We start from the raw sequence: 23636 nt of genomic DNA on the forward strand, positions 1-23636 counted from the left end.
GGGGGGCCCGCCCCGGCCGGGGGCCGGCGCCGTCAGGCGGGGAAGGACATCAGCGCGACGGGCGCCGAGGTCGGCTGCGGCGAGCCTCCCGCGGGCTCGACGGTCACCCCCATGCCCGTGGCGCCGTCGAGCGGACCGTCCATGAGCAGCACCTGCGCCGTCTGCGAGGGGTCCATCAGCCCGGCGGGCCGCATGCCGCCCTCGTCGTCGTACCAGAGCTGGTACACCGAGCCCGCCGGCGGTTCGGGCATCCCCGAGGCCACGAACACCGCCTGGTTCCGGCTGCGGGAGACCACCACCGTGGCCCGGGCCCCGTCCGCCAGCTCCCCTCCGCTGACCACCGCGTCGGGAGCGGCCAGCACCGCGGTCAGCTCGTCCGCCCGCTGCTCGGCCCGCTGCGCCTGCGCACGGGCGTCCTCGGCCTGCTGGTGCTGCCAGACGGCGATCCCGCCGAAGGCCGCGGCGGCGGCCACGCAGGCGGCCAGCACCAGGCGCGGCACCGCCCGCCGCCCCAGGCGGGTCACCCGGCGCGCCTGGCGCGCCACCACCGGCGGCTCCTGCCGCTCGGCGGCGATCCGGGCCATGACCCGCGGCTTGAGCTCGGCCGGCGCGGTCGCCTCGACCGCCGCGGCCAGCTTCCCGGCGGTGGCGGCCAGTTCGCGCACCTCCTGCGCGCAGGAAGGGCAGGCGCGCAGGTGCCGCTCGAAGTCCGCGTGCTCCTCGGGGGACAGTGCGTGCAGCACGTAGGCCCCGGTCAGCATGTGCAGGTCCGCCGTGTTCACACGCTCACCCCCAGGCAGTCGCGCAGCCGGATCAGCCCGTCGCGCAGCCGTGTCTTGACCGTGCCGAGCGGCACCGCCAGCAGTTCGGCGACCTCACGGTAGGCGAGCCCGCGGTAGTAGGCGAGGGTCACCGACTGGCGCTGGAGCTCCGTCAGGCCGCCGAGGCAGCGCCGCACCTGCTCGCGCTCCAGGCGCGCCTCGACCTGCTCGGTCACCTCGTCGTAGGCGGGCGTCCGCTCCAGCAGCGCGGCCCGGTGCTCCCGGTCGGTGGCCGCCTGCGCCGAGCGCACCCGGTCCACCGCCCTCCGGTGCGCCAGGGTGAGGATCCAGGTCCGGGCGGACCCCAGGGAGGGCTTGAAGCGTGCGGCGGTGCGCCACACCTCGACCAGCACCTCCTGGGTGACCTCCTCCGACTGCGCGGGGTCCCGCAGCACCGCGCGCACCAGGCCGAGCACCGTGCCGCTCACGGCGTCGTAGAGTTCGGCGAAGGCGTCCTGGTCGCCGCGGGCCACCAGGGCGAGCAGCTCCTGGAGATCGGGCCCCGCCAGGGCGGGGCCGCCGATGGGGGCGGGTTCGTTCACGCGGGCGTTCCTCCACGGTGCGCACGGCTGCGGACATGAGTCACCCCGTATTCGGAGCCGGACCCCGAACGGATTGGTCCACTGCCGCGCATGGTGTCACGAGCACGCCACGCGGTGGCCCCCGCAGCGGCGCCCGGCGGCCGGGCGGCCCGCACGGCTCAGCCGGCCGCCTCCTGCTCCCGCTCCACCTGCTCGTTCCACTCGCGCTTGACCGCCCGCCACGCCTCGTCGGTCTGGCCCAGGCGCCAGTACCCGGAGACCGACAGCCGCTCGCGCGGGATCCCCCGCTCCCGGCGCAGGTGCCGCCGCAGCTCCTTGACGAAGCCCGCCTCGCCGTGGACGAACGCCGAGCCCTCACCGGGCGGCGCCTCCAGGGCCGTCACCGCGCCCACCAGAGCCTCGCCCACCGGGCGGGTGCCGCGGTGCAGCCAGCGGATCTCGACCCCGTCGGGGGTGACGACCTTCTGCTCCTCCTCCGGTCCCGCCACCTCCACGAAGGCGTGCACCACCGCACCGTCCGGCATCCGCTCCAGCGAGGCCGCGATGGCGGGCAGGGCGCTCTCGTCGCCCGCGAGCAGGTGCCAGTCGGCCTCCGGGTCCGGGGCGTAGCCGCCGCCCGGACCGAGGAGGCGCACCGTCTCACCGGCGCGGGCCCGCGCCGCCCACGGACCGGCCAGCCCCTCGTCGCCGTGGACGACGAAGTCGACGGCCAGCTCCCGCTGGGCGGCGTGCCACGAACGGACGGTGTACGTCCGGTTGGCGGGCCACTGCTCCCGGGGGAACTCGGCGCGGATCCGGTCCAGGTCGAAGGGCTCGGGGTAGCGCACACCCTCCGGCGCGAAGACGAGCTTCACGTAGTGGTCCGTGAAGGGGCCCAGGGCGAAGGCGGTGTCCGGGGGCAGCGTCAGTACCACCCGGACCATGTGCGGGGTGAGCCGCTCGGTGCGCAGCACCGTCGCCTCGTGGACCTGCGGTGCCTTGCGGGCCGGCTGATCTGCCACGTGCTCTCTCCCCTGGTGCGCAGCTGCTTAGGCTTGCCTAAGTTAGCACTCCGCCGGAGCGGGCGCCGTCCGGCCCGCCCCGCCTCCCCGGCCGGGCCCCGCCCGGGAGCCGCGCGGCCTCACCCCTCCAGGGCGGAGAGCAGCCGCACGACGGCGCCGCCCAGCCCCCACCGGGCCGCGAGCGACTCCAGGGCGGCCGGGTCGCGCGGAGCGGCGGGCAGGGCCGGGTCGAACTCCGGCAGCGGGACGTCGCGTGCCACCCCGACCACGGCCGGAGCGACGGCCAGGTAGGGGCGCGCCTCCTCCAGGCGCCTGCGCTGCGCCGGGGTGAGCGCGGAGGTGCGGTCCCCGGCGGCCGCGAGGATCCCGGCCAGGTCCCCGTAGGCGTCCAGCAGCTTCGCCGCCGTCTTCTCCCCGATGCCCGGCACGCCCGGCAGCCCGTCGCTGGGGTCGCCGCGCAGCAGCGCCAGGTCCGCGTAGCCGCTGCCGTCGACGCCGTACCGGGACCGCAGCCACTCCTCGTCGGTCACCTGGAGGGTGCCGACGCCCTTGAGCGGGTACAGCACACGGCGCCGCCGCGCGTCGTCCACCAGCTGGAACAGGTCCCGGTCCCCGGTGACGATGTCGACCGGGCCCTCGGCCCGCGCCGTGAGGGTGCCGATGACGTCGTCCGCCTCGTAGCCGTCGGCGCCGACGCGGGCGATGCCGACCGCCGCCAGCACCTCCCGGATCACCGGCACCTGCGCCTCCAGGGCGTCCGGTGCCTCCTCCACGTCGGGGTCCCCCGGCTGCTCCTCGGCCACCCGGTGGGCCTTGTAGGAGGGGATCAGGTCCACCCGCCACTGCGGCCGCCAGTCGTTGTCCCAGCAGGCCACCAGGTCGTCGGGGCGGTGGTCCTGCACCAGCCGGGCGATGAAGTCCATCAGGCCGCGCACCGCGTTGACGGGGGTGCCGTCGGGGGCGCGCACCGAGTCGGGGACGCCGTAGAAGGCGCGGAAGTACAGGGAGGCCGTGTCGAGGAGCATCAGGCGTCGCGTCACACGGACGATGATGCCGTACCCCGCCGACACCCGGCCCCGGCCGCGGCCGGGGCGAGGCCGCCCCGCGGCCGTCCGCCGGAGCACCCGCGCCCCCGGCGCGCGGGTGCCCGTGCGCCCCCTGCGACCCCCGCACCCCCGTCTCCGCCGATCCGGCTCCGTTCTCGGCGAGTGCCGGGGGGCGGTTGCTGCGTATGGTGAGACAGGACCCAGGGGAGGGGAGCCCGGCGATGGACGACAAGGACGGCAAGGACACCAAGGAGAGAGAGGAACCTCTCCGGGTGGGCGCGGCCGTGCGCAAGCGCCGGCGGGTGCTGCGGCTCACGCTGGCCGCCGTCTCCGCGCGCAGCGGCCTGTCCGTGCCCTTCCTCAGCCAGATCGAGAACGAGCGGGCCCGCCCCAGCGACCGCTCCCTCCAGCGGGTGGCCGCCGCCCTGGACACGACGGTCGCCGTGCTGCTCGCCGCCTCGGACACCACCCGCACCGTGGACCTGGTCCGCGCCCCCGACGACGCCCACCCCGGCGGGCCCGCGGGCGTCCGCTCCCTGGTCCGCGGGCGCCACCAGCTGAACGCGGTGGAGTACACCGGCGACCACCAGAGCGAGGGCGAGTTCCAGCACCGCAACGACGAGCTGCTCTACGTCGCCGACGGCGCCGCCGAGGTGGAGGCGGAGGGCCGCGCCTACCGGCTCGGCCCAGGCGACACCCTGTTCCTGTCCGGGGGCGTGCGCCACCGCTGGCGCGCCACCACGGCCGACACCCGCATCCTGGTCGTCGCCGTGGCCGGGCACCTCGCCGCCGCCCCGGCGCCCCGGACCTGACGTGGCCCGCCACGGCGCCGCCCCGAGGGTCGTCTCCCTCGTCCCGTCGCTGACCGAGGCCGTCGCCGTCAGCGGCCCCGGGCTGCTCGTCGGCGCCACCGACTGGTGCACCCACCCCGCCGCCCTGGACGTCGTCCGCGTCGGGGGCACCAAGAACCCCGACGTGCGCGCGGTCGCCGCGCTCCGCCCCGACCTGGTCGTCGCCAACGAGGAGGAGAACCGCCCGGCCGACCTCGACGCCCTGCGCGCGGCCGGCCTGCGCGTGGCGGTCACCGAGGTCCGCACCCTGGAGCAGGCGTTCCGGGAGCTGGAGCGCATCCTGGTCGAGGGCTGCGGCCTGGCCCGGTCCGCCTGGCTGGACCGGGCCGAGGACGCCTGGTCCGCGCTTCCCGCCGCCCCTGCCGTCCCCGTGGTCGTCCCGATCTGGCGGCGGCCCTGGATGGTCCTGGGCCGGGACACCTTCGCCGGGGACCTGCTCGCCCGGCTCGGCGCGGTCAACGTCTACGCGGGCCACGGCGAGCGCTACCCGAAGGTGCCGATCGAGGGGCTCGCGGCCTGCGGTGCCGAGCTGGTGGTGCTGCCCGACGAGCCCTACGCCTTCGGTCCCGGCGACGGCCCCGAGGCGTTCCCCGGTACGCCCGCCGCGTTCGTCGACGGCAGGTGCCTCACCTGGTACGGGCCGTCGCTGGTGCAGGCTCCCCGGGTGCTGGGGGAGGCGCTGCGGGCAGCTCGCCCCGCAGCAGGGCCCGGAGGGTGAGCGCACCCGCCGCGGCCCAGGCCGCCACCAGCACCCCGTACAGCGCCACGGCCAGCCCCCGGTACGCCACCAGCCCGGTGTGCCCGGCCAGCGCCCACGCCGCCGTCACACAGGTGCCCACGGGGAAGGTGAACGCCCACCAGCCCAGCGTGAACGGCATCCCCCCGCGGACCGCGCGCACCACCACGGCGGTGGCCAGCCCCAGCCACAGCAGCGCGAAGCCGGTGACGGGCACACCGTAGACGACCGCCAGGGCCTCCAGCGCCCGGGCGTAGGAGGCGTCCACGGCGCCCGGGGCCACGTCGGCCAGCTTGTTCACCGCGGTGGTCGACTGCCCCAGCGGGCCGAGGACGAGGAACAGCGAGGGCGCCGCGGCCGCCGCCGGGGGCCCGTGGTGCAGCAGGCGGGCGAAGACCACGGGAAGGATCAGCGCCGTCGCGAGCAGGCTGAGCCCGAACAGCGTGTAACCCGCCAGCAGCAGCGCCTCCCTCCCCTGCCCGGGCGGGGCGTGGGGCACCAGCAGCGGTACGCACGAGGCCGCCACCATCGGCGCCACCACCGGGAGCAGCCACACGGGCGAGGCGTCCTCGGGCGCCACCCGGTGCCGTACCACCATCAGATAGGGCACCGCGACCGCGACCACCAGGGCGGCGGCCGTGCCGGTGGCGAAGAGCACGGCCGCCACCGGGAGCGCGGCCGGTCCCAGCACCTTCTGCCCGGCCGTGGGCGCACCCGCCCCGACGGCCAGCAGCGCCATCGCCAGGCAGCCGTGGAACGGGGCGACGGCCGGGTCGAGCAGATGGGCCCGGGCCTGGTCCCGGTGGAGCGCCCAGTGCACGGCCCGTGCGCCCAGCAGGACGCACAGTGCCGCCGCGGCGAGCACCCACACCCCGCCGAGGAGGGCGGAGGCCACCGGAGCCCAGCGGACGGAACCGCCGCCGGAAAGGCCGCCCCGCAGCTCGGCCCCCGCCCCGGCCACGGCCGCGGTGCCCATCACCGCGGCGTACCACTGGGGGCTGAGATGGCGGACCGAGGGCGACCGGGAGGCCCTCGGCAGGGCGGGGAGCGGACGTGCGGAGGCGGGCGCGAGGGCGGTCATACGGCCACTGTCGCGGGCGGACGGGGCCCCCACCAGGGACTCCGTCGCTATCGCCTCATAAGCTGGTCTTATGAGCGAAGAGGAGCGGGTGCCGCTGGCCCACCGCGTACCCGACCTGGGGGCGCTGGAGCTGCTGCTCGCCGTGGCCCGGCACGGCAGCCTCGGGCGCGCGGCCCGCGAGGTGGGCATCACCCAGCCGGCGGCGAGCAGCCGCGTCCGCTCGATGGAGCGGCAGCTCGGGGTGGCGCTGGTGGAGCGCTCTCCGCGGGGCTCCCGCCTCACCGAGGCCGGGGCGCTCGTCACGGACTGGGCCCGGCGTGTGGTGGAGGCGGCGGAGGCCTTCGACGCCGGGGCGCAGGCCCTGCGCGGACGCCGCGACTCCCGGCTGCGCGTCGCCGCCAGCATGACCATCGCCGAGTACCTGCTGCCCGGCTGGCTGATCGCCCTGCGCGCCGCGCGGCCCGACACGGCCGTCTCGCTCCAGGCGGGCAACTCCGCTGCGGTCGCCGAGCGCCTGCTCGCGGGTGAGGCCGATCTGGGCTTCGTGGAGGGGCTCGCCGTGCCGGAGGGGCTGGACGGGACCGTCATCGGCCACGACCGGCTGCTCGTCGTGGCCGCGCCGGGCCACCCCTGGGCGCGCAGGCGCCGGGCGCCCCTGACCCCCGAGGAGCTGGCGGGCACACCGCTGGTGCTGCGCGAGCGCGGCTCGGGGACCCGGCAGGTGCTGGACTCGGCGCTCTCCTCCCACGGGGGGCTGGCCGCGCCGCTGCTCGAACTGGCCTCCACGACGGCCGTGAAGGCCGCTGCGGTGAGCGGGGCGGGCCCCGCGGTCCTCAGCGAGCTGGCGGTCGCCGAGGAGAGGGCCTCGCGCCGTCTGGTCGGGATCCCGGTGGAGGGGGTCCGCCTGGACCGCGACCTGCGCGCGGTGTGGCCGCACGGGCACCGGCCGACGGGCCCGGCGAGGGACCTGCTGGGCCTGACCCGGGGGTAGCGGCGGCCGGGGCGGCGGCCGTCCGCAGATGCCCGGGCGGCACGCCGGGCACCTGCGGACGGGGTCGGTCAGGAGCGGGGGCCGACGGGCGCCTGCGGACGCACGGCGGCGGGCGCCGCCTCGCGGGCCGCGGCGACCAGCGCGGCCGCCACCCGGGTGTCCCCGCCCATCTCCGGGTGCCACTGCACGCCCAGCACCCAGCCCCGCCCGGAACCGGGCGGCGGCTCCACCGCCTCGACCGTGCCGTCCTCCGCGTGGGCGGAGGCCACCAGGCCCTCGCCGAGGCGGTCCACGGCCTGGTGGTGGTGGGTCGGCACGCCGAAGGGCTCCGGTACCAGCCCGGCGTAGCGGGTGCCGGGCACCGGGGTGACCGTGTGCTCCCCGAACACGCCCGTCGTGGAGCCGTCCGGCCCGCCCGCATGCCCGTCCAGGTGCTGCACCAGCGTTCCGCCGAGGGCCACGTTCAGCAGCTGCATTCCGCGGCAGACGCCGAGCAGGGGGGTGCCGCGCTCCAGCGCGCCCCGGACGAGCGCCAGCTCCCAGGCGTCGCGCTCCGGTGCGGGCGGCCCGGTGCGGGGGGAGCGGGCGGCGCCGTAGCAGGACGGGTCGACGTCCGGACCGCCCGCGACGAGGACGCCGTCCATCCGGGCCACCACCTCCGCCGCGGTCCCCGGCGGCCCGGGCGGGAGCATCACGGGCAGCCCGCCCGCCGCCGCCACGAGCGCCGGGTAGGCGGCCGGCAGCAGCGCCGCGGGCAGGTCCCACACGCCCCAGCGGGCGGAGGTCTCCAGGTAGGTGCTGATTCCGATCAGCGGTCGGTCCACGAATCCTCCTGTACGTGCGGGTCAGCTGCGTTCCAGTTCCGCCTCGGCCCGGGCGAGTGCCGCGAACTCCTCCTCGGGGGCGCCGGCGACGAGCCGGTGCCGACTGTAGAAGGCGAAGTAGGCCAGGGCGACGGCGTAGACGGCGAGCGCGGTGAAGGCCGCCTCCCTGTCCACCAGGAAGGTCGCCACCAGCGCCGACAGGGCCAGGACGAGGGCGGTGGAGGAGGTCGCGATCCCGCCGGGTGTGCGGTAGGGGCGGTGCAGTTGCGGCTCGCGCCGCCGCAGCACGATGTGGGAGAGGGCCATCAGGGCGTAGCTGATGGTGGCGCCGAAGACCGCGATGTTCAGCATCCGGGCGCCGTTGCCGGTCCCCGCGGCGAGGGCGAAGCCGATCGCCCCGGGGATGAGCAGCCCCAGGTAGGGCGCCCTGCGGCGGCTGGTGAGCGACAGGAACCGGGGCAGGTAGCCGGCCCGGGAGAGGGCGAACAGCTGCCGGGAGCCGGCGTAGATCAGCGAGAAGAACGAGGCCACCAGGCCCGCCAGGCCGGCGTAGTTCACGAAGCGGCTGAGCGCCGTCGGCCCCCCGTCGCCCTGGAGCGCGACCACCAGCGGGTTGCCCGCCTCCTGGATGGCGGCCGAGCCGCGTGCGCCGCTCGCCGCGACGAAGGTGACGGCCGCGAGCAGCACCAGCACGCCCATCGAGATGGACAGCGCCCTCGGCATGGAGCGCACCGGGTCCTTGGCCTCCTCGGCGGCGAGCGGAACCCCCTCCACCCCGAGGAAGAACCACATGCCGAAGGGGAAGGCGGCCCAGATGCCCAGCAGCCCGAACGGCAGCCAGGAGGAGGAGCCGAAGGCGTCCGGGTCGGCGGGGATGTCGTTCAGGCCGGAGGCGTCGAACTCGGTGAAGGCGCCCACGGCGAAGATCAGCAGCGCCGCCACGGCGACGGCCGTCACCACGAGGCTGAAGCGCAGGGCCTCGCCGACGCCCCACAGGTGGATGCCGATGAAGACCGCGAAGCAGGCCAGGTAGACCGGCCAGCCGGACTCCAGACCGAACAGCCCCAGCGACTCGACGTAGTCGCCGATGAAGATGGAGATCGCGGCGGGCGCGAGGATGTACTCGATGAGGATCGCGGTGCCGGTGAGGAACCCGCCCCAGGGGCCGAGCGCGCGCCGGGCGAAGCCGTAGCCGCCGCCCGCGGTGGGCAGGATCGCCGAGAGTTCGGCGAGCGCGAAGACGAGGCAGGCGTACATGGCGCCCATCAGCAGGGCCGCGACGGCCAGTCCGCCGAAGCCCCCCTTGGACAGGCCGATGTTCCAGCCGGAGAAGTCGCCGGAGACGACGTAGGCGACGCCGAGACCGGTCAGCAGCAGCCAGCCGGCGCTGCCGCGGCGCAGGGCGCGCCGCCGGAGGTAGGAGTCCCCCTCCGGGCCGGGGACTCCGGCGGGCGAGGGGGAGGGGGGTGCGCTGGGTGAGGTGGTGCCTTCCGCCATGGGACGCTCCTGGCTCAACTCAAAGGTTCGTGCGGACACCATTGCGGTCGTGGTGCGGCGGCGCAAGACCCGTGCGTAAAAGAGGCGTTACGGATCGGCTCCCCCGCGGCCCGCGGCCGCCCTCCGGGGTCCGGGCGCGCGACGGCTCAGCTGCGCCCCAGGAAGCCGCGCAGCAGCGCCGCCGTCCCCTCGCAGTGCTCCCGCATCACCTCGCGCGCCGCGTCCGCGTCCCCCTCCAGCACGGCGTCCACGAGCGCGGTGTGCTGGTGCTGGGAGTGCTCCAGGTTCCGCACCAGCAGGGGTATGCAGTCCAGCAGGTCGTTCAGGGAGGCGCGGACCGCCGCGTACCCGGCCGTCAGGGAGGCCGAACCGGACAGCTCGGCCAGCGTCAGGTGCAGCAGGGTGTCCTGCTTGCGGTAGTCGGCCAGGGGGGCGTCGTGCGTGGCCGCGAGCGCCGCGCGCAGCCGTCCGGCCTGCGCGTCCGTGAGCCCGTGCGCGGCGCACAGTCCCGCCGCGCCGACCTCCAGCACCTCGCGGAAGCGCAGGGTGTCCTCCACGTCCACGCCCGCCATCCGGCGCTGGAGCTCCTGCTCCCCGGGGCGCACCGGCCGCTCCCGGACGAACGTCCCGCCGTAGCGTCCCCGGCGGCTCTCGACCAGGCCCTCCTCCGTCAGGACCTTCAGCACCTCGCGCAGCGTCACCCGGCTGATCCCCATCCGCTCGGCCAGCTCCCGCTCGGCCGGCAGCCGCTCGCCGCCGGAGACCAGGCCGAGGCGCAGCAGCTGGAGGATCTGCTCCAGCGCCTCCTCGAAGCCGTTGCCCGCGCGCACCGGCCTCAGCACGGGGGTGAGCCGGTCGGGTGCGCCGTCCGCGCCGCCGCCCGCCGCCTCCGCGCCCGCGCGGGGTGCACCCGCTCCGCTGCTCTCGGTCACCTCGCCGGTTCCCCTTCCCAATCAATGGTCTTCCGCAATACCTTATGACCTCCGGCTGACCCTAGGAGGCGTCACCCCGTGGCACACCGCACACCACCGCTCTCACTATCCGACCTCCGCGCCCGGGTCGACAGAGGGGAGGTCGACACCGTCGTCCTCGCCTTCCCCGACATGCAGGGCCGACTCCAGGGCAAGCGGTTCGCCGCGCGCTTCTTCCTCGACGAGGTCGTCGACCACGGCACGGAGGGCTGCAACTACCTCCTCGCCGTCGACGCCGAGATGAACACCGTCGACGGCTACGCGATGTCCTCCTGGGAGCGCGGCTACGGCGACTTCGCCATGCACGCCGACCTCGGCACGCTGCGCCCCACCCCCTGGCACGAGGGCACCGCCCTGGTCGTCGCGGACCTCGCCTGGCACGACGGCGCCCCGGTCGCGGCCGCCCCCCGCCAGATCCTGCGCCGCCAGCTGGAGCGGCTGGCCGAGCGGGGGCTCACCGCCCAGGTGGGCACCGAGCTGGAGTTCATCGTCTTCCGGGACACCTACGAACAGGCCTGGGACCGCGGCTACCGCGACCTCACCCCGGCCAACCAGTACAACATCGACTACTCCGTCCTCGGCACCGGCCGCATCGAGCCGCTGCTGCGCCGCATCCGCAACGAGATGACGGGTGCCGGGCTGACCGTGGAGTCGGCCAAGGGCGAGTGCAACCCCGGCCAGCACGAGATCGCCTTCAAGTACGACGAGGCGCTGGTCACCTGCGACCAGCACGCCGTCTACAAGACCGGCGCCAAGGAGATCGCCGCGCAGGAGGGCTACTCCCTCACCTTCATGGCCAAGTACAACGAGCGCGAGGGCAACTCCTGCCACATCCACCTCTCGCTCCAGGACGCCGACGGCCGCAACGCCATGGCGGGCGACGGCCCCGGCGGGATGTCGCCCCTGATGCGCCACTTCCTCGCCGGACAGCTCGCCGCCCTGCGGGAGTTCACCCTCCTCTACGCCCCGCACGTCAACTCCTACAAGCGCTTCCAGCCCGGATCCTTCGCCCCGACCGCGGCCGCCTGGGGGCACGACAACCGCACCTGCGCGCTCCGCGTGGTCGGCCACGGCCGCTCGATGCGCTTCGAGAACCGCCTCCCCGGCGGCGACGTCAACCCCTACCTCGCCGTGGCCGGTCTCGTCGCCGCCGGCCTGCACGGGGTGGAGCAGCGCCTGGAGCTCCCCGAGCCCTGCACCGGCAACGCCTACGCGGAGGACCACGCCCACGTCCCCACCACCCTGCGCGAAGCGGCCGAACTCTGGGAGACCAGCGCCGTCGCCAAGGCCGCCTTCGGAGACGAGGTCGTCGCCCACTACCGCAACATGGCCCGCGTCGAACTCGACGCCTTCGACGCCGCCGTCACCGACTGGGAGCTCCGCCGCTCCTTCGAACGCATGTGAGGCAGCCCGTGTCCCAGCCCTACACCCTCGACGTCCTCAACCCGGCCACCGAGGAGCTCGTGGCCACCGTCCCCGGCGCCACCGCCGCCGACGTGGACGCCGCCGTCACCCGCGCCGCGGCCGCGCAGCGCACCTGGGCCGCGGCGGCACCGGCCGACCGCGCCCGGCTGCTGCGCCGCTTCGCCGCCGTGGTCGACGCGCACACCGAGGAGCTGGCCCGCCTGGAGGTCTCGGAGGCCGGCCACACCCTCGGCAACGCCCGCTGGGAGGCCGGCAACGTCCGCGACCTGCTCGACTACTGCGCGGGCGGCGTCGAGCGCCTGACCGGACACCAGATCCCCGTCCCCGGCGGCCTCGACGTCACCTTCCTCGAACCCCTCGGCGTGGTGGGCGTCATCGCGCCCTGGAACTTCCCCATGCCCGTCGCCGCCTGGGGCACCGCCCCCGCCCTCGCGGCCGGGAACGCCGTGCTGCTCAAACCCGCCGAGGCCACCCCGCTGACCGCGCAGCGGCTCGCGGAGCTGGCCCTCCAGGCCGGACTGCCCGAGCACCTCCTCCAGGTGCTGCCCGGCCGTGGCGACATCGCGGGCGAGGCGCTGGTCCGCCACCCGGGCGTGGCCAAGATCGTGTTCACGGGTTCCACCGCCGTCGGGCGGAGGATCATGGCCCTGTGCGCCGAGCGGACCAAGCGGGTCACCCTCGAACTCGGCGGCAAGAACCCCAACATCGTCTTCGCCGACGCGGACCTGGAGAAGGCCGCGGCCGCCGCCCCGATGTCCTTCCTCGACAACAGCGGCCAGGACTGCTGCGCCCGCACCCGCATCCTGGTGCAGCGCTCCGTGTACGAGCGCTTCCTCGACCTGCTGGCGCCCGCCGTCGCCTCGGTGACCGTGGGCGACCCGCTGGACGAGCGCACGGACATGGGCCCGCTGATCTCCAAGAGCCAGCTGGAACGCGTCCGCTCCTACGTGCCCGGGGACGCCGAGGCCATCCGAGGCACCGCCCCGGCGGGCCCCGGCTTCTGGTTCCCCCCGACCGTGCTCACCGGCCTGGCGCCGGACGCCCCCGCCGCCCGCGAGGAGGTCTTCGGACCCGTCGCCGCCGTCCTGCCCTTCGAGGACGAGGCCGACGCCGTCCGCCTGGCCAACGCCACCGACTACGGCCTCTCCGGCTCCGTCTGGACCCGGGACGTCGGCCGCGCGCTGCGCGTCAGCCGGGCCGTCGCCGCGGGCAACCTCTCCGTCAACTCCCATGCCAGCGTCCGCTACTGGACCCCCTTCGGCGGCTTCAAGCAGTCCGGCATCGGCCGGGAACTGGGCCCCGACGCCCTCGCCGCGTTCACCGAGACCAAGAACGTCTTCATCAGCACGGAGGACTGACCCTTGACCGAGACACCCCTCTGCCGCCGCCTGGTCGGCCGCACCGCCGTCGTCACCGGAGCCGGCAGCGGCATCGGCCTGGCCGCCGCGCGCCGGCTCGCCTCCGAGGGCGCGCACCTCGTGTGCGGCGACATCGACGAGACCGCCGGAAAGGCCGCGGCCGACGAGGTCGGCGGGACGTTCGCCCGTGTGGACGTCACCGACGCGGAACAGGTCGAGGCACTGTTCCGTACCGCCTACGAGACCTACGGCAGCGTCGACGTGGCCTTCAACAACGCCGGCATCTCGCCCCCGGACGACGACTCGATCCTGGAGACCGGGCTGGAGGCGTGGAAGCGGGTGCAGGAGGTCAACCTGACCTCGGTGTACCTGTGCTGCAAGGCCGCCATCCCCTACATGCGCCGGCAGGGACGCGGATCCATCATCAACACCGCCTCCTTCGTGGCCCGGATGGGCGCCGCCACCTCCCAGATCTCCTACACCGCCTCCAAGGGCGGGGTCCTCGCGATGTCCCGGGAACTGGGGGTGCAGTTCGCCCGCGAGGGGATCCGGGTCAACGCCCTGTGCCCGGGCCCGGTCAACACCCCCCTGCTCCGGGAGCTGTTCGCCAAGGACCCCGAGCGGGCCGCCCGCAGGCTGGTCCACATCCCCCTCGGGCGCTTCGCCGAGGCGGAGGAGATCGCGGCCGCGGTCGCCTTCCTGGCGAGCGACGACTCCTCGTTCGTGAACGCCACGGACTTCCTGGTCGACGGCGGTATCTCCGGGGCCTACGTCACCCCGTTGTAGGCCGCCCCGCCGGGCCCGGAGCCCGGCTCCGGGCCCGGCGGGCCCGCCCCGGCCGCCGGGCCGCACCGTGCGGCCCGGCGCGCCCGGTGGTGCCGCGGCACTACAGGAAGGTCCGCCCCTCGCCCCGGTAGGTGGGGACGCTGCCCGTCACCCGGTCGCCCTCCACCAGGTGGAGCGTCCCGAAGCGCTCGCACACCTCCCCGGCCTTCGCGTGGCGGAACCACACCCGGTCGCCGATCAGAAGGTCGTCGGCGGCCGGACCCAGCAGCGGCGTCTGCACCTCGCCCGCGCCCTCCCGAGGGTCGTAGCGCAGCCCCTCCGGCAGCCAGGGGACGGGGGAGCGGTCCGCGCCCGCCGGGCCGGACGCCGGGTAGCCCCCGCCCAGCACCGTCACCGCGCCCACCCCGGGCCGGCGCACCACCGGCTGCGCGAAGAGGGCCGCCGGGCGGCCCCGGAAGGACGTGTAGTGGTCGAAGAGCCGGGGGAGGAACAGCCCCGAACCGGCCGCGACCTCCGTCACGCACTCCTCGGCGGCCGTGTGCTGCACACTGCCCGTGCCGCCTCCGTTGACGAACTCCAGCCCCGGCTCCACCGCCCTGACCGCGGCCACCACGGCCGCCCTCCGCTCCGCCAGCTCCCTGCGGGCCGCCCGCTGAAGGACCCGCACGGCGCGGGAGCGCAGCGGCGCCCCCGGCACCGCGTCGCCGACGCCCGCCACATGGCCCTCGTACGCCATCAGGCCCACCAGCCGGAAACCCGGCCTGCGGGCCACCGCGCGGGCGAGTCCGGCCAGTTCGGCCGGGCCGCGCAGCGGGGAGCGGCGGGCGCCCACCCGCAGGCGTCCGCCCAGCAGGTGCAGGGAGGTGTCCAGTTCCAGGCACACCCGGACCTCCGCGCGCCCGCCCTGCCGGGAGGCGTCGATCAGGTCGAGCTGCGCCGGGTCGTCGACGACCACGGTCACCTCGGCGGCGAGTTCCGCGTCCCCGGCGAGCTCGGCGAAGCCGGCCCGGTCCGCGGAGGGGTAGGCCAGCAGGACGTCGCGGAACCCGGCGCGCGCCAGCCACAGGGACTCACCGAGCGTGAAGGCCATCACCCCGGCGAAGCCCTCCCGGGCCAGCACCCGTTCCAGGAGCGCCCGGCACCGCACCGACTTGCTCGCCACCCGGACCGGCTTCCCTCCGGCGCGCCGGACGAGGTCGGCGGCGTTGGCGTCGAAGGCGTCGAGGTCGACGAGGGCGAGCGGGGCGTCGAGATGCGCCGTGGCCGTGTCGTAGCGGGCCCGGTCTGCGGAACGGGGAGTCATGGGCCGAGCTTGCCAGACACCGTTACCGGGGGGTAAGGCCCCGCCCGCAATCCCGGCGGCCGTGCCGCCCGCACGCACCCGCTGCGGGGCCGCCCCTCACCGTGCGGAGCACCGGACCACGGCCTCCGCGCCGACCCGGCGGGAAGCGCGGGACGGGCCCCGAGGGACGCCGTGAGGGGATGTTCGGGGCAGATCGGCCCGGACCAGGCCGGATGGACGACCGCCCTGGTGCAGCCCGTTAGAGTGACCCGCACGAGCTGGCGAACGGGCCTGCGCCGACCGGTCGTCCGGGGGCGGGGAGCACGCGAAGGACTACGGGGGCGGCATGAGCACGGAGGCGCAGCGCCCTTCGGGCGAGCAGCCCCCGGCCCCCGCCGACGCCGCGCCGCTCCCGCCCCGCCCGTCCGCGCCGCCTCCTGCCGGGGGCGCCGGGGAGGTCCGCTCCGCCCCCACCACTCCGCTGCGCCGCCGCACCGCGGTGCCGCGTCCCTCCCCGGCGCCCCCCGCACCCTCCCGGGAGCCCGCCGGGCCCACCGGCCCCCCGCACGGAGGCCCGGCCGCCGCCCAGGCCCCGCGCCCGGCCGCCCCGCGGGCCGCGCGTCCGGTGCCGCCCGCCGCGGCCCCCGGATCCGCGCCCGTGTCCCCCGCACCCTCCCCGGCCGCCCCGCCCGGGCCCCCTGCGCCCGCAGCGCCGCCCCCTGCCGCCGAGGCCCCGCGCCTAGCCGCCCCGGGGCACGCCGGCCCGGCGCACGTGTCCCCGCAGCCCGCCTCCCCGCCCCGGCGCACGCCGCCCGATGCGGCCCCCGCCCCGCCCGCCCCGTGGGCCCCGCCCGGCGCGGCCCCCGTTCCGGCACCCCGCGCCGCGGCCCCGGCCCGTCCGCACCCGCCCACCGGGCACCCCCAGGCCGCCCGCCATCCCGTCGGGGCCGTCGGCCCGGCCCCCTGGCCCGCCGCCCCCCGCCCGCCCGCCCACGCCTGGCCGCCCCCCGAGACCCCCGCGGAGCAGACCACCAGGCTGCGGCCGGTGCCCTCCCGGCGCCCCGGCCGCACGGCGGCCGCCGTCGCCTGCGTCGTCCTCGGGCTCGGCCTGCTCGGCGGCGCGGCCGCCGGCACCTGGCTGACCGGTGCCTCCGGACCGGAGGCCGCCCGCCGGGACGCCTACGCCGGGGTGCGCGAGCTGTGGCACAACCGGCCGGTGGACGCGCTGTTCCCGCCCACCCTCAAGGGCGACGACGCAGGCCCGGGCGGGGCCGACCGGGTCTGGAACCGCGTCGCCGTCGCCCCCGACACCGACTGCGCCGCCGCGCTCGACCCGCTGCTCGCCACCGCGCTGCGGCCGGTCGGCTGCGAGCGGGTGGTCCGGGCCACCTACAGCGACGCCACCGCGAGCAGCGTGACGACCGTCGGCATGGTCTTCACCGAGGCGGACGGCGAGGCCATGCTCGCGCTCCACAACCGCTTCACCACCGAGGGGCTCGGCAAGCGGCGGGACCTGATGCCCCGCACGCTGCCCGCCGAGGGCACCGTCGCCGAGGGCTTCGGAAGCGGGCAGCGCGCCAGCTGGACGATCCGGATCGAGACCGACGCCCCCGTCGTCGTCTTCGCGGTCTCGGGCTTCGCCGACGGACGGCGGATCGAGGACCCCCGGCCCGCGACCGAGGCCACCGAGGCCGGTGCGACCAGCACCGCGGCCCAGGCCGGGCTCGCCCACGACGCCCAGGGCATCGCCGAGCGCATCGGCGGCGGGCTGCGCACCGCCACCACCGCCCCGGACACGGAGAAGGACGGATGAGTCCCGCCCCCCGCACCCGGCGCCTCACGGCGGTGCTCGCGGCCGCGGCCTTCGCCCTGCTCCCGGCCGCGCCCCCCGCCCACGCCGACACCGTCCGCGCCCAGCAGTGGAGCCTGGAGGCCCTGCACACCGAGCGCGCCTGGCAGACCACCCGGGGCGAGGGCGTCACCGTGGCCGTCCTCGACACCGGTGTCGACGACCGGCACCCCGACCTGGCCGGCTCCGTGCTGCCGGGCAGGGACTTCGTCGGCTTCGGAGCGGAGCGGGGCGACCGGGCCTGGGCGCGCCACGGCACGGCCATGGCCGGGATCATCGCGGCCCACGGGCACGGGCCCGACGGGGCCTCCGGTGTCATGGGCATCGCCCCCGAGGCGAAGATCCTCCCGGTGAGGGTGATCCTGGAGGGCGCCGACGACGCCCGCGACCGGGCGCGCAGCTCGCGCGGGAGCGCCCTCGCCGAGGGCATACGGTGGGCCGCCGACCAGGGGGCGGACATCATCAACCTCTCCCTCGGCGACGACAGCGAGTCCGCTCACCCGGAGGCCGCCGAGGACGCCGCCGTGCAGTACGCGCTCGCCAAGGGGGCCGTCGTCGTGGCCTCCGCGGGCAACGGAGGCGAGAAGGGCGACCGCGTCTCCTACCCGGCGGCCTATCCGGGGGTCATCGCCGTCACCGCGGTCGACCGGTTCGGCACCCACGCCTCCTTCTCCACGCGCCGCTGGTACGCCACCGTCAGCGCACCGGGGGTGGACGTGGTGATCGCCGACCCGGACGGCAAGTACTACGAGGGCTGGGGGACCAGCGCCGCCGCCGCCTTCGTCTCGGGCGCCGCGGCCCTGGTCCGCTCCGCGTACCCGGACCTCAGCCCGGCGCAGGTGAAGACCCTGCTGAGGGACACCGCCCGCAACGCCCCCGAGGGCGGACGCGACGACGCCCGCGGCTACGGCTTCGTGGACCCGGCCGCGGCCCTGGAGGCCGGTGCCGCGCTCCGCCCCGGCGACCGGAACGCCTCCGCCGCCTCCTCCGGCTACCGCGAGCGGTACTTCGGCCCGGGCCCCGACCCCGAGGACGAGGACGGCCACCCGGGCCGCCTGCTGGCCCCGGCCGCCGGCGCCCTCGGCGTGCTCGTGCTCGCCGCGGCCGTGGTCCTCTGGCGGAGCGGCCGGCAGGGCTGAGGCGGGCGCCCCACCGGTGGCGCGGGCCGGCCGGGCGCGTGCGGGACGCCGGGTACCGGGGGATAGGCTCGTGGCGTGGCGCTGAAGAACATCCCGGACCCCGGTTTCCCCGACGACGACGGCACCGCCGATCCGGCCCTGGAGGCGGCGCTGGCCGCCTGGGCCGAGGACCCGGCGGCCGAACCGCGGCTGCTGGCCGCCCTCCGCGACGCCCGGCTCCTGGTCCCGGTCGTCGCCGTGCTCGGCGAGGTCGAGGTGGACGACAAGGGGCTGCGCCGCGAGAAGACCAGCGACATGGCGGTGCCGACGCTGACGGCCCAGGGCCGCCGTGCCCTGCCCGCGTTCACCTCGCTCGCCTCCCTGGCCCGCTGGGACCCGTCCGCGCGCCCCGTGGCGGTGCCGCTGCACCAGGCTCTGGCGGCAGCCGCCCACGAGAAGGCCGACACGCTCGTCCTCGACCTGGCGGGCCCGGTGGCCTACCAGCTCACCGGACCCGCACTGCTGGCGCTCGCGGAGGGGCGCACCAGCGCCGACCCGCTGGCCGACCCGGCCGTCACCGGGGCCGTGCGCGAGGTCCTTGCGGCCGAGCCCGACGTGGTACGGGCCCATCTGGTGCCCGCGCGGGAGGCGGACGGCACCCTCGCCCTCGTGCTGGCCGACGGCGCGGCGCCCGAGGAGGCGGGCCGCCGGGTGGCCGGGGCGCTGGCCGCCCACGAGGTGCTGAGGGCCCGGCTGGTGCGGGGCCTGGACCTGGCCCTGCTGCCGCCGGGGACGTCCGCGCCGGGCACCGCGCTGTTCGCACGCCCGTGACGCGGCCGGGGCGGTGCCCCGGCCGCGTCACGGGCGGACCTCAGCCGTAGACCGGGCCGGTGTACTTCTCGCCCGGTCCCCGGCCCGGCTCGTCCGGCACGATCGAGGCCTCGCGGAAGGCCAGCTGCAGGGACTTCAGCCCGTCCCGCAGCGGGGCCGCGTGGAAGGAACTGATCTCCGTGGTGCTGGCGTCCAGCAGCCCGGCCAGCGCGTGCACCAGCTTGCGGGCCTCGTCGAGGTCCTTGTGGTCCTCGGCGTCGTCGGTCAGGCCCAGCTTCACCGCGGCGGCGCTCATCAGGTTGACCGCCACCGTGACGATCACCTCGACGGCCGGGACCTCCGCGATGTCACGGGCCATGGCCTCGAAGTCGGGGGACCCGGGGGATCCGGCGGATTCGTTGGGGGAGGTCGCGTCGCTCATGGGGCCACGATATGGCCCCGCCGTCCGGCAGCCGCCCCCGGCCGCCGGTTGGGAGCTTCCCCGGGGAACTGCTAACCTGGGGTGACGACCGGCTGGACATCTGCATGTCCCGCCCACAAGTGGAGGCTCCGATCTCCCACCTGGCCGCCCTCCGGGCGGCGGGTCACCGGTCAGGTGGTGCCCATCGTTCCGTACGGACGATGGATCGCCGCCCGATGCACGCCCCGCGGCGACCGCGGCGGTGTTCCGGTACCGACGGAGCATTCGCCTGTGTCCCGTCCGGGGCATTTTTCGTGTTCCGGCGCGGTTGGTCTGTCGAAACAGACGTACGCGGCTGTCTGCCAGGCTGTCGTGTGGTGCTACTGAGGAGGATCCATCAGCGCCGAGCCCCGCATCAACGACCGGATTCGCGTTCCCGAGGTGCGACTTGTCGGTCCCAGCGGCGAGCAGGTCGGGATTGTTCCGCTTGCCAAGGCCCTGGAGCTTGCGCAGGAGTACGACCTCGACCTCGTCGAGGTCGCGGCGAACGCCCGCCCGCCCGTGTGCAAGCTCATGGACTACGGGAAGTTCAAGTACGAGTCGGCCATGAAGGCCCGTGAGGCGCGCAAGAACCAGGCGCACACGGTCATCAAGGAGATGAAGCTCCGGCCCAAGATCGATCCGCACGACTACGACACCAAGAAGGGTCACGTCGTCCGGTTCCTCAAGCAGGGCGACAAGGTCAAGATCACGATCATGTTCCGTGGTCGTGAGCAGTCCCGCCCCGAACTCGGCTTCCGTCTGCTCCAGCGTCTCGCGGCAGACGTCGAGGACCTCGGCTTCATCGAGTCGAACCCGAAGCAGGACGGCCGGAACATGATCATGGTTCTGGGCCCCCACAAGAAGAAGACCGAGGCCATGGCCGAGGCGCGTGAGGCCCAGGCCGCACGCAAGGCGGAGCGTCAGGGCTCGCAGGACCAGAGCACCGACGCCCCGGACGACACCAGCTCCGAGGCGTGACCCGAGGGGGCCGCCCCGGCGGCCCCGCGGTTCCGCCCCGGAACCCCATAGACGATCTGACGCTCCCGCTGTCCGGTGCACGCACCGGGGGAGCGCCACTGATGAGGAGATAACGGCGCGATGCCGAAGAACAAGACGCACAGCGGTTCCAAGAAGCGCTTCAAGATCACCGGCTCCGGCAAGGTGCTCCGCGAGCGCGCCGGCAAGCGCCACCTGCTCGAGCACAAGTCGTCCCGTCTGACGCGCCGCCTGACCGGCAACGCCGAGATGGCCCCGGGCGACGCCGCGAAGATCAAGAAGCTTCTCGGCAAGTGACGTCCTCCGTCCCCCGCACCGGGGGACGGGACGCCGGGACCGGGACCCATTCGTTTCCGGGCCGTGTGACAACCGACCACGGCCCCGCTACAAGGAGTTAACAAGTGGCACGCGTCAAGCGGGCAGTCAACGCCCACAAGAAGCGCCGGGCGATCCTCGAGCAGGCCAGCGGCTACCGCGGTCAGCGTTCGCGCCTGTACCGCAAGGCCAAGGAGCAGGTCACCCACTCCCTGGTCTACAACTACAACGACCGCAAGAAGCGCAAGGGCGACTTCCGTCAGCTGTGGATCCAGCGCATCAACGCCGCTGCCCGCGCCAACGGCATCACCTACAACCGCTTCATCCAGGGTCTGAAGGCCGCCAACATCGAGGTGGACCGCAAGATCCTGGCCGAGCTCGCGGTCAACGACGCCAACGCGTTCGCCGCCCTGGTCGAGGTCGCCCAGAAGGCCCTCCCGAGCGACGTCAACGCCCCCAAGGCCGCCTGACGCTCGTCGAGCCGACCGGACCCGCAGGCCCCCGACGGCCTGCGGGTCCGCCGCGTTTCACCGCCGCCATCCGCCGCCCGCCCCGGCCGACGGCCGCCGGCGCCGGCCCCGCGCCCCCGCGCAGCGCCCGTCCGCCCGCTCGGACGGCGCACCGGGCCCCGGCAGCCGCCCGCCCGGCCGACCGAGTCAGAGAGCCACAGGCGCACATGCCCACCCCCGAGCCGATCTCCCCGCGGTCCCCGCGCGTCACCGCCGCCCGGCGCCTCGCCAAGCGGAACTTCCGCACCAAGGAGCGGCTGTTCATCGCCGAGGGGCCGCAGGCGGTCCGCGAGGCCGTCGCCCACCGAGGACCCACCGGGGAGCCCACCCTGGTGGAGCTCTTCACCACCGCGGAGGCCGCCGAGCGCCACGCCGACATCGTGGCCGCCGCGCGCGCCGAGGGCGCCCGCGTCCACCTCGCCGCCGACACGGTGCTCGCCGAGGTGTCCCAGACGGTCACCCCCCAGGGGCTCGTCGGCGTCTGCCGCTTCCTCGACTCGCCCTTCGAGTCCATCCTCGCCGCCCGCCCCGCGCTCGTCGCCGTGCTGGCCCACGTGCGCGACCCCGGGAACGCGGGCACCGTGCTGCGCTGCGCCGACGCCGCGGGCGCCGACGCGGTCGTCCTCACCGACGCCTCCGTCGACCTCTACAACCCGAAGTCCGTGCGTGCCTCGGTCGGTTCGCACTTCCACCTGCCCGTCGCCGTCGGCGTCCCCGTGGAGCAGGCCGTCGCCGGCCTCAAGGCCGCGGGCGTACGGGTGGTCGCCGCCGACGGCGCGGGCGAGGACGACCTCGACGACGAACTCGACGCCGGGACCATGGCGGGCCCCACCGCCTGGATCTTCGGCAACGAGGCCTGGGGCCTGCCCGAGGAGACCCGGGCGCTGGCCGACGCCGTCGTCCGCGTCCCGATCCACGGAAAGGCGGAATCGCTGAACCTGGCCACCGCCGCGGCCGTATGTCTCTACGCCTCGGCGCGCGCCCAGCGTGCCGGACGCAGGGCGTAGGACCCGGCCCGACGGGTGCCCCGGGACGCGCGACGCGCCGCCGCCGTACACCGGCGGCGCGGGACCGTTCGGGGGACCACTCGCTCAGGGGGTCCGCCGGGTCACTTTCAGCTAGTAGGGTGACGGACTCGGGCCCACTCGGCAGCGGAGAGGCGGGGTACGGGGCATGACCGTGGGGACCAGCAGGCCCAGTCCGACGCCGGACGCCGTGCTGTGCCGCGACGCCGTCCGCACCGGGGCGTCCGCGTACGGCCTCGACCCCGACGACCTGCCCGACGGGCTCGTCGTCGCCGACGAGGCCGGGCGCGTCGTCTGCTTCAACGAGGCGGCCGTCCGGATCACCGCCGTGCCCAAGGCCAGGGCCCTCGGGGCGGCCCTGGAGCACGCCCTCCCCCTGGAGGACCTCAAGGGCCGCCGCTGGTGGGCCCTCACCGACCCCTACGGCGGCCTCGCCACCCGCGTCGCCCAGCCGGAGCGCAACCTGCTGCTCCCCGGCGGCCGGGAGGTCCTGGTCTCCGCCCGCTACGTCCGCGACACCCCCACCGGCCCGCTCCGCCGGCTGGTGGTCAGCCTCCGCGGCACCGAGGCCCGCCGCCGCACCGAGCGCAGCCACGCCGAGCTGATCGCCACCGTCGCCCACGAGCTGCGCTCCCCGCTGACCTCCGTCAAGGGCTTCACCGCCACCCTCCTCGCCAAGTGGGAGCGGTTCACCGACGACCAGAAGCGCCTGATGCTGGAGACCGTCGACGCCGACGCGGGCCGCATCTCCCGCCTGATCGCCGAACTCCTCGACATCTCCCGCATCGACTCGGGCCGCCTGGAGGTGCGGCGGCAGATCGTCGACCTGCCCGCCGCCGTGGAGCGCCACGTGCAGGCGCACCTCGCCGGGGGCCAGGCCCCCGGCCGGTTCGCGCTGCGCATCAGGCCCGGCCTGCCCGGACTGTGGGCCGACCCGGACAAGGTCGACCAGGTCCTCGGCAACCTGCTGGAAAACGCGGTGCGCCACGGCGAGGGAACCGTCACCATCGAGGTGGCGCCGACAGCGGCGGACGACCACGAGAAGGGCACGGCAGTCACCGTGAGCGACGAGGGCCCCGGCATCCCCGAGGAGTCGATGAGCCGCGTCTTCACCCGCTTCTGGCGGGGCAGCAAGCGCGGCGGCACCGGCCTGGGCCTCTACATCGTCAAGGGGATCGTCGAGGCGCACGGCGGGACGATCACCGTGGGCCGCGCCCCCCGCGGCGGCGCCCAGTTCCGATTTACCCTGCCCGTCGGCACCCCGGCCCACCTCCACCAGTAGGCGCCGGGCGGCCCGCGGGCTCAGCCGCAGCTCCCCACCCCGTTAGACTCGGCCTTC

Annotated in this window: 24 protein-coding genes; 14 read left to right on the top strand and 10 right to left on the bottom strand. The window is 75.8% G+C overall.

The annotated features are described in order from the left end of the window. Positions 1-32 precede the first annotated feature (32 nt). The 4 genes from NPS70_RS13560 to NPS70_RS13575 form a co-directional block, all read right to left on the bottom strand. Positions 33-782 carry an anti-sigma factor gene (locus NPS70_RS13560; protein WP_256524458.1) on the bottom strand — a complete coding sequence of 250 codons (750 nt, stop codon included), beginning with the start codon at positions 780-782 and terminating at the stop codon, positions 33-35. After that, positions 779-1363, bottom strand: coding sequence for a sigma-70 family RNA polymerase sigma factor (locus tag NPS70_RS13565; RefSeq protein WP_256524459.1), 585 nt, complete (start codon positions 1361-1363; stop codon positions 779-781). The genes NPS70_RS13560 and NPS70_RS13565 overlap by 4 nt, the downstream gene beginning before the upstream one ends. A gap of 158 nt (positions 1364-1521) precedes the next feature. Then, positions 1522-2364 (bottom strand): siderophore-interacting protein, encoded by an 843-nt coding sequence (locus tag NPS70_RS13570; protein WP_256524460.1) that lies wholly within the window; start codon positions 2362-2364, stop codon positions 1522-1524. A 119-nt stretch (positions 2365-2483) separates the two neighbouring features. Then, complete coding sequence (locus tag NPS70_RS13575; RefSeq protein ID WP_256524567.1) at positions 2484-3389, bottom strand: 5'-3' exonuclease; 906 nt, start codon at positions 3387-3389, stop codon at positions 2484-2486. Between the two features lie 242 nt (positions 3390-3631). On the opposite strand from NPS70_RS13575, the gene NPS70_RS13580 reads away from it, so the two are divergent. Together NPS70_RS13580 and NPS70_RS13585 are read left to right on the top strand one after the other, a co-directional pair. Beyond that, positions 3632-4222: a helix-turn-helix domain-containing protein gene (locus NPS70_RS13580; protein WP_256524461.1), complete on the top strand. Its 591-nt coding sequence runs from the start codon at positions 3632-3634 to the stop codon at positions 4220-4222. Position 4223: 1 nt separating this feature from the next. Beyond that, positions 4224-4979 carry a helical backbone metal receptor gene (locus NPS70_RS13585; protein WP_256524462.1) on the top strand — a complete coding sequence of 252 codons (756 nt, stop codon included), beginning with the start codon at positions 4224-4226 and terminating at the stop codon, positions 4977-4979. Here the strand turns inward: NPS70_RS13585 and NPS70_RS13590 are convergent. Beyond that, positions 4888-6078: a C4-dicarboxylate ABC transporter gene (locus NPS70_RS13590; RefSeq protein WP_256524464.1), complete on the bottom strand. Its 1191-nt coding sequence runs from the start codon at positions 6076-6078 to the stop codon at positions 4888-4890. The two genes, NPS70_RS13585 and NPS70_RS13590, sit on opposite strands and share 92 nt — an antisense overlap. Before the next feature lie 70 nt (positions 6079-6148). On the opposite strand from NPS70_RS13590, the gene NPS70_RS13595 reads away from it, so the two are divergent. Continuing rightward, positions 6149-7069, top strand: a complete 921-nt coding sequence (locus NPS70_RS13595) for a LysR family transcriptional regulator (protein WP_256524465.1) — start codon at positions 6149-6151, stop codon at positions 7067-7069. A 68-nt stretch (positions 7070-7137) separates the two neighbouring features. On the opposite strand, the gene NPS70_RS13600 is transcribed toward NPS70_RS13595, so the two are convergent. From NPS70_RS13600 to NPS70_RS13610, 3 genes are all read right to left on the bottom strand, one after another. Further along, a complete protein-coding gene (locus NPS70_RS13600) occupies positions 7138-7893 on the bottom strand; it encodes a gamma-glutamyl-gamma-aminobutyrate hydrolase family protein (RefSeq protein WP_256524466.1) in 756 nt (251 codons plus the stop codon). Between the two features lie 21 nt (positions 7894-7914). Next, positions 7915-9390, bottom strand: coding sequence for an ethanolamine permease (gene eat / locus NPS70_RS13605; RefSeq protein WP_256524467.1), 1476 nt, complete (start codon positions 9388-9390; stop codon positions 7915-7917). A 146-nt stretch (positions 9391-9536) separates the two neighbouring features. Continuing rightward, on the bottom strand, positions 9537-10322 hold the full coding sequence (locus NPS70_RS13610; RefSeq protein ID WP_374211996.1) for a FadR/GntR family transcriptional regulator: 786 nt from the start codon (positions 10320-10322) through the stop codon (positions 9537-9539). A gap of 78 nt (positions 10323-10400) precedes the next feature. On the opposite strand from NPS70_RS13610, the gene NPS70_RS13615 reads away from it, so the two are divergent. From NPS70_RS13615 to NPS70_RS13625, 3 genes are read left to right on the top strand one after another with little or no spacing between them, the layout of a single operon-like run. Beyond that, positions 10401-11765 carry a glutamine synthetase family protein gene (locus tag NPS70_RS13615; protein ID WP_256524468.1) on the top strand — a complete coding sequence of 455 codons (1365 nt, stop codon included), beginning with the start codon at positions 10401-10403 and terminating at the stop codon, positions 11763-11765. A gap of 8 nt (positions 11766-11773) precedes the next feature. After that, complete coding sequence (locus NPS70_RS13620; RefSeq protein WP_256524469.1) at positions 11774-13144, top strand: aldehyde dehydrogenase family protein; 1371 nt, start codon at positions 11774-11776, stop codon at positions 13142-13144. 3 nt (positions 13145-13147) lie between these two features. After that, positions 13148-13930 carry a 3-oxoacyl-ACP reductase gene (locus NPS70_RS13625; protein WP_256524470.1) on the top strand — a complete coding sequence of 261 codons (783 nt, stop codon included), beginning with the start codon at positions 13148-13150 and terminating at the stop codon, positions 13928-13930. 100 nt (positions 13931-14030) lie between these two features. On the opposite strand, the gene NPS70_RS13630 is transcribed toward NPS70_RS13625, so the two are convergent. Next, positions 14031-15233 carry an amino acid deaminase/aldolase gene (locus NPS70_RS13630; protein ID WP_256524471.1) on the bottom strand — a complete coding sequence of 401 codons (1203 nt, stop codon included), beginning with the start codon at positions 15231-15233 and terminating at the stop codon, positions 14031-14033. Between the two features lie 1024 nt (positions 15234-16257). Between NPS70_RS13630 and NPS70_RS28525 the strand changes: the two genes are divergently transcribed. The 3 genes from NPS70_RS28525 to NPS70_RS13645 all read left to right on the top strand — a co-directional run bounded on the left by NPS70_RS28525 (position 16258) and on the right by NPS70_RS13645 (position 19010). Then, complete coding sequence (locus tag NPS70_RS28525) at positions 16258-17025, top strand: hypothetical protein (protein ID WP_308315011.1); 768 nt, start codon at positions 16258-16260, stop codon at positions 17023-17025. Next, the gene (mycP, locus tag NPS70_RS13640; RefSeq protein ID WP_256524472.1) at positions 17022-18200 is read left to right on the top strand and encodes a type VII secretion-associated serine protease mycosin; all 1179 of its coding nucleotides are present in this window, start codon (positions 17022-17024) and stop codon (positions 18198-18200) included. The genes NPS70_RS28525 and mycP overlap by 4 nt, the downstream gene beginning before the upstream one ends. A gap of 75 nt (positions 18201-18275) precedes the next feature. Beyond that, complete coding sequence (locus tag NPS70_RS13645) at positions 18276-19010, top strand: SseB family protein (protein WP_256524473.1); 735 nt, start codon at positions 18276-18278, stop codon at positions 19008-19010. 40 nt (positions 19011-19050) lie between these two features. Here NPS70_RS13645 and NPS70_RS13650 read toward each other — a convergent pair whose 3' ends face one another. After that, positions 19051-19431: a DUF1844 domain-containing protein gene (locus NPS70_RS13650; RefSeq protein WP_256524474.1), complete on the bottom strand. Its 381-nt coding sequence runs from the start codon at positions 19429-19431 to the stop codon at positions 19051-19053. Between the two features lie 375 nt (positions 19432-19806). Here NPS70_RS13650 and infC point away from each other — a divergent pair, with 375 nt between their 5' ends. The 5 genes from infC (at position 19807) to NPS70_RS13675 (ending at position 23579) form a co-directional block, all read left to right on the top strand. Then, positions 19807-20430 (top strand): translation initiation factor IF-3, encoded by a 624-nt coding sequence (gene infC / locus NPS70_RS13655; RefSeq protein ID WP_256524569.1) that lies wholly within the window; start codon positions 19807-19809, stop codon positions 20428-20430. A gap of 120 nt (positions 20431-20550) precedes the next feature. Then, a complete protein-coding gene (rpmI, locus tag NPS70_RS13660; protein ID WP_215182940.1) occupies positions 20551-20745 on the top strand; it encodes a 50S ribosomal protein L35 in 195 nt (64 codons plus the stop codon). A gap of 104 nt (positions 20746-20849) precedes the next feature. After that, positions 20850-21233: a 50S ribosomal protein L20 gene (gene rplT / locus NPS70_RS13665; protein WP_016642495.1), complete on the top strand. Its 384-nt coding sequence runs from the start codon at positions 20850-20852 to the stop codon at positions 21231-21233. Between the two features lie 206 nt (positions 21234-21439). Further along, positions 21440-22279: an RNA methyltransferase gene (locus NPS70_RS13670; protein ID WP_256524475.1), complete on the top strand. Its 840-nt coding sequence runs from the start codon at positions 21440-21442 to the stop codon at positions 22277-22279. Positions 22280-22445: 166 nt separating this feature from the next. Further along, complete coding sequence (locus NPS70_RS13675) at positions 22446-23579, top strand: ATP-binding protein (protein ID WP_256524476.1); 1134 nt, start codon at positions 22446-22448, stop codon at positions 23577-23579. Positions 23580-23636: the final 57 nt, after the last annotated feature.

Origin of the sequence: Streptomyces sp. C10-9-1, assembly GCF_024497955.1 — a bacterium.
In the GTDB taxonomy this organism is placed as follows: Bacteria; Actinomycetota; Actinomycetes; order Streptomycetales; family Streptomycetaceae; genus Streptomyces; species Streptomyces sanyensis.

Excerpts from the sequence above, each read along its gene's own strand:
- NPS70_RS13575 (WP_256524567.1), bottom strand. The coding sequence starts at position 3,389 with ATGCTCCTCGACACGGCCTCCCTGTACTTCCGCGCCTTCTACGGCGTC.
- NPS70_RS13580 (WP_256524461.1), top strand. The coding sequence starts at position 3,632 with ATGGACGACAAGGACGGCAAGGACACCAAGGAGAGAGAGGAACCTCTC.
- NPS70_RS13590 (WP_256524464.1), bottom strand. The coding sequence starts at position 6,078 with ATGACCGCCCTCGCGCCCGCCTCCGCACGTCCGCTCCCCGCCCTGCCG.
- NPS70_RS13595 (WP_256524465.1), top strand. The coding sequence starts at position 6,149 with ATGAGCGAAGAGGAGCGGGTGCCGCTGGCCCACCGCGTACCCGACCTG.
- eat (WP_256524467.1), bottom strand. The coding sequence starts at position 9,390 with ATGGCGGAAGGCACCACCTCACCCAGCGCACCCCCCTCCCCCTCGCCC.
- NPS70_RS13630 (WP_256524471.1), bottom strand. The coding sequence starts at position 15,233 with ATGACTCCCCGTTCCGCAGACCGGGCCCGCTACGACACGGCCACGGCG.
- mycP (WP_256524472.1), top strand. The coding sequence starts at position 17,022 with ATGAGTCCCGCCCCCCGCACCCGGCGCCTCACGGCGGTGCTCGCGGCC.
- NPS70_RS13650 (WP_256524474.1), bottom strand. The coding sequence starts at position 19,431 with ATGAGCGACGCGACCTCCCCCAACGAATCCGCCGGATCCCCCGGGTCC.
- rpmI (WP_215182940.1), top strand. The coding sequence starts at position 20,551 with ATGCCGAAGAACAAGACGCACAGCGGTTCCAAGAAGCGCTTCAAGATC.
- NPS70_RS13670 (WP_256524475.1), top strand. The coding sequence starts at position 21,440 with ATGCCCACCCCCGAGCCGATCTCCCCGCGGTCCCCGCGCGTCACCGCC.
- NPS70_RS13675 (WP_256524476.1), top strand. The coding sequence starts at position 22,446 with ATGACCGTGGGGACCAGCAGGCCCAGTCCGACGCCGGACGCCGTGCTG.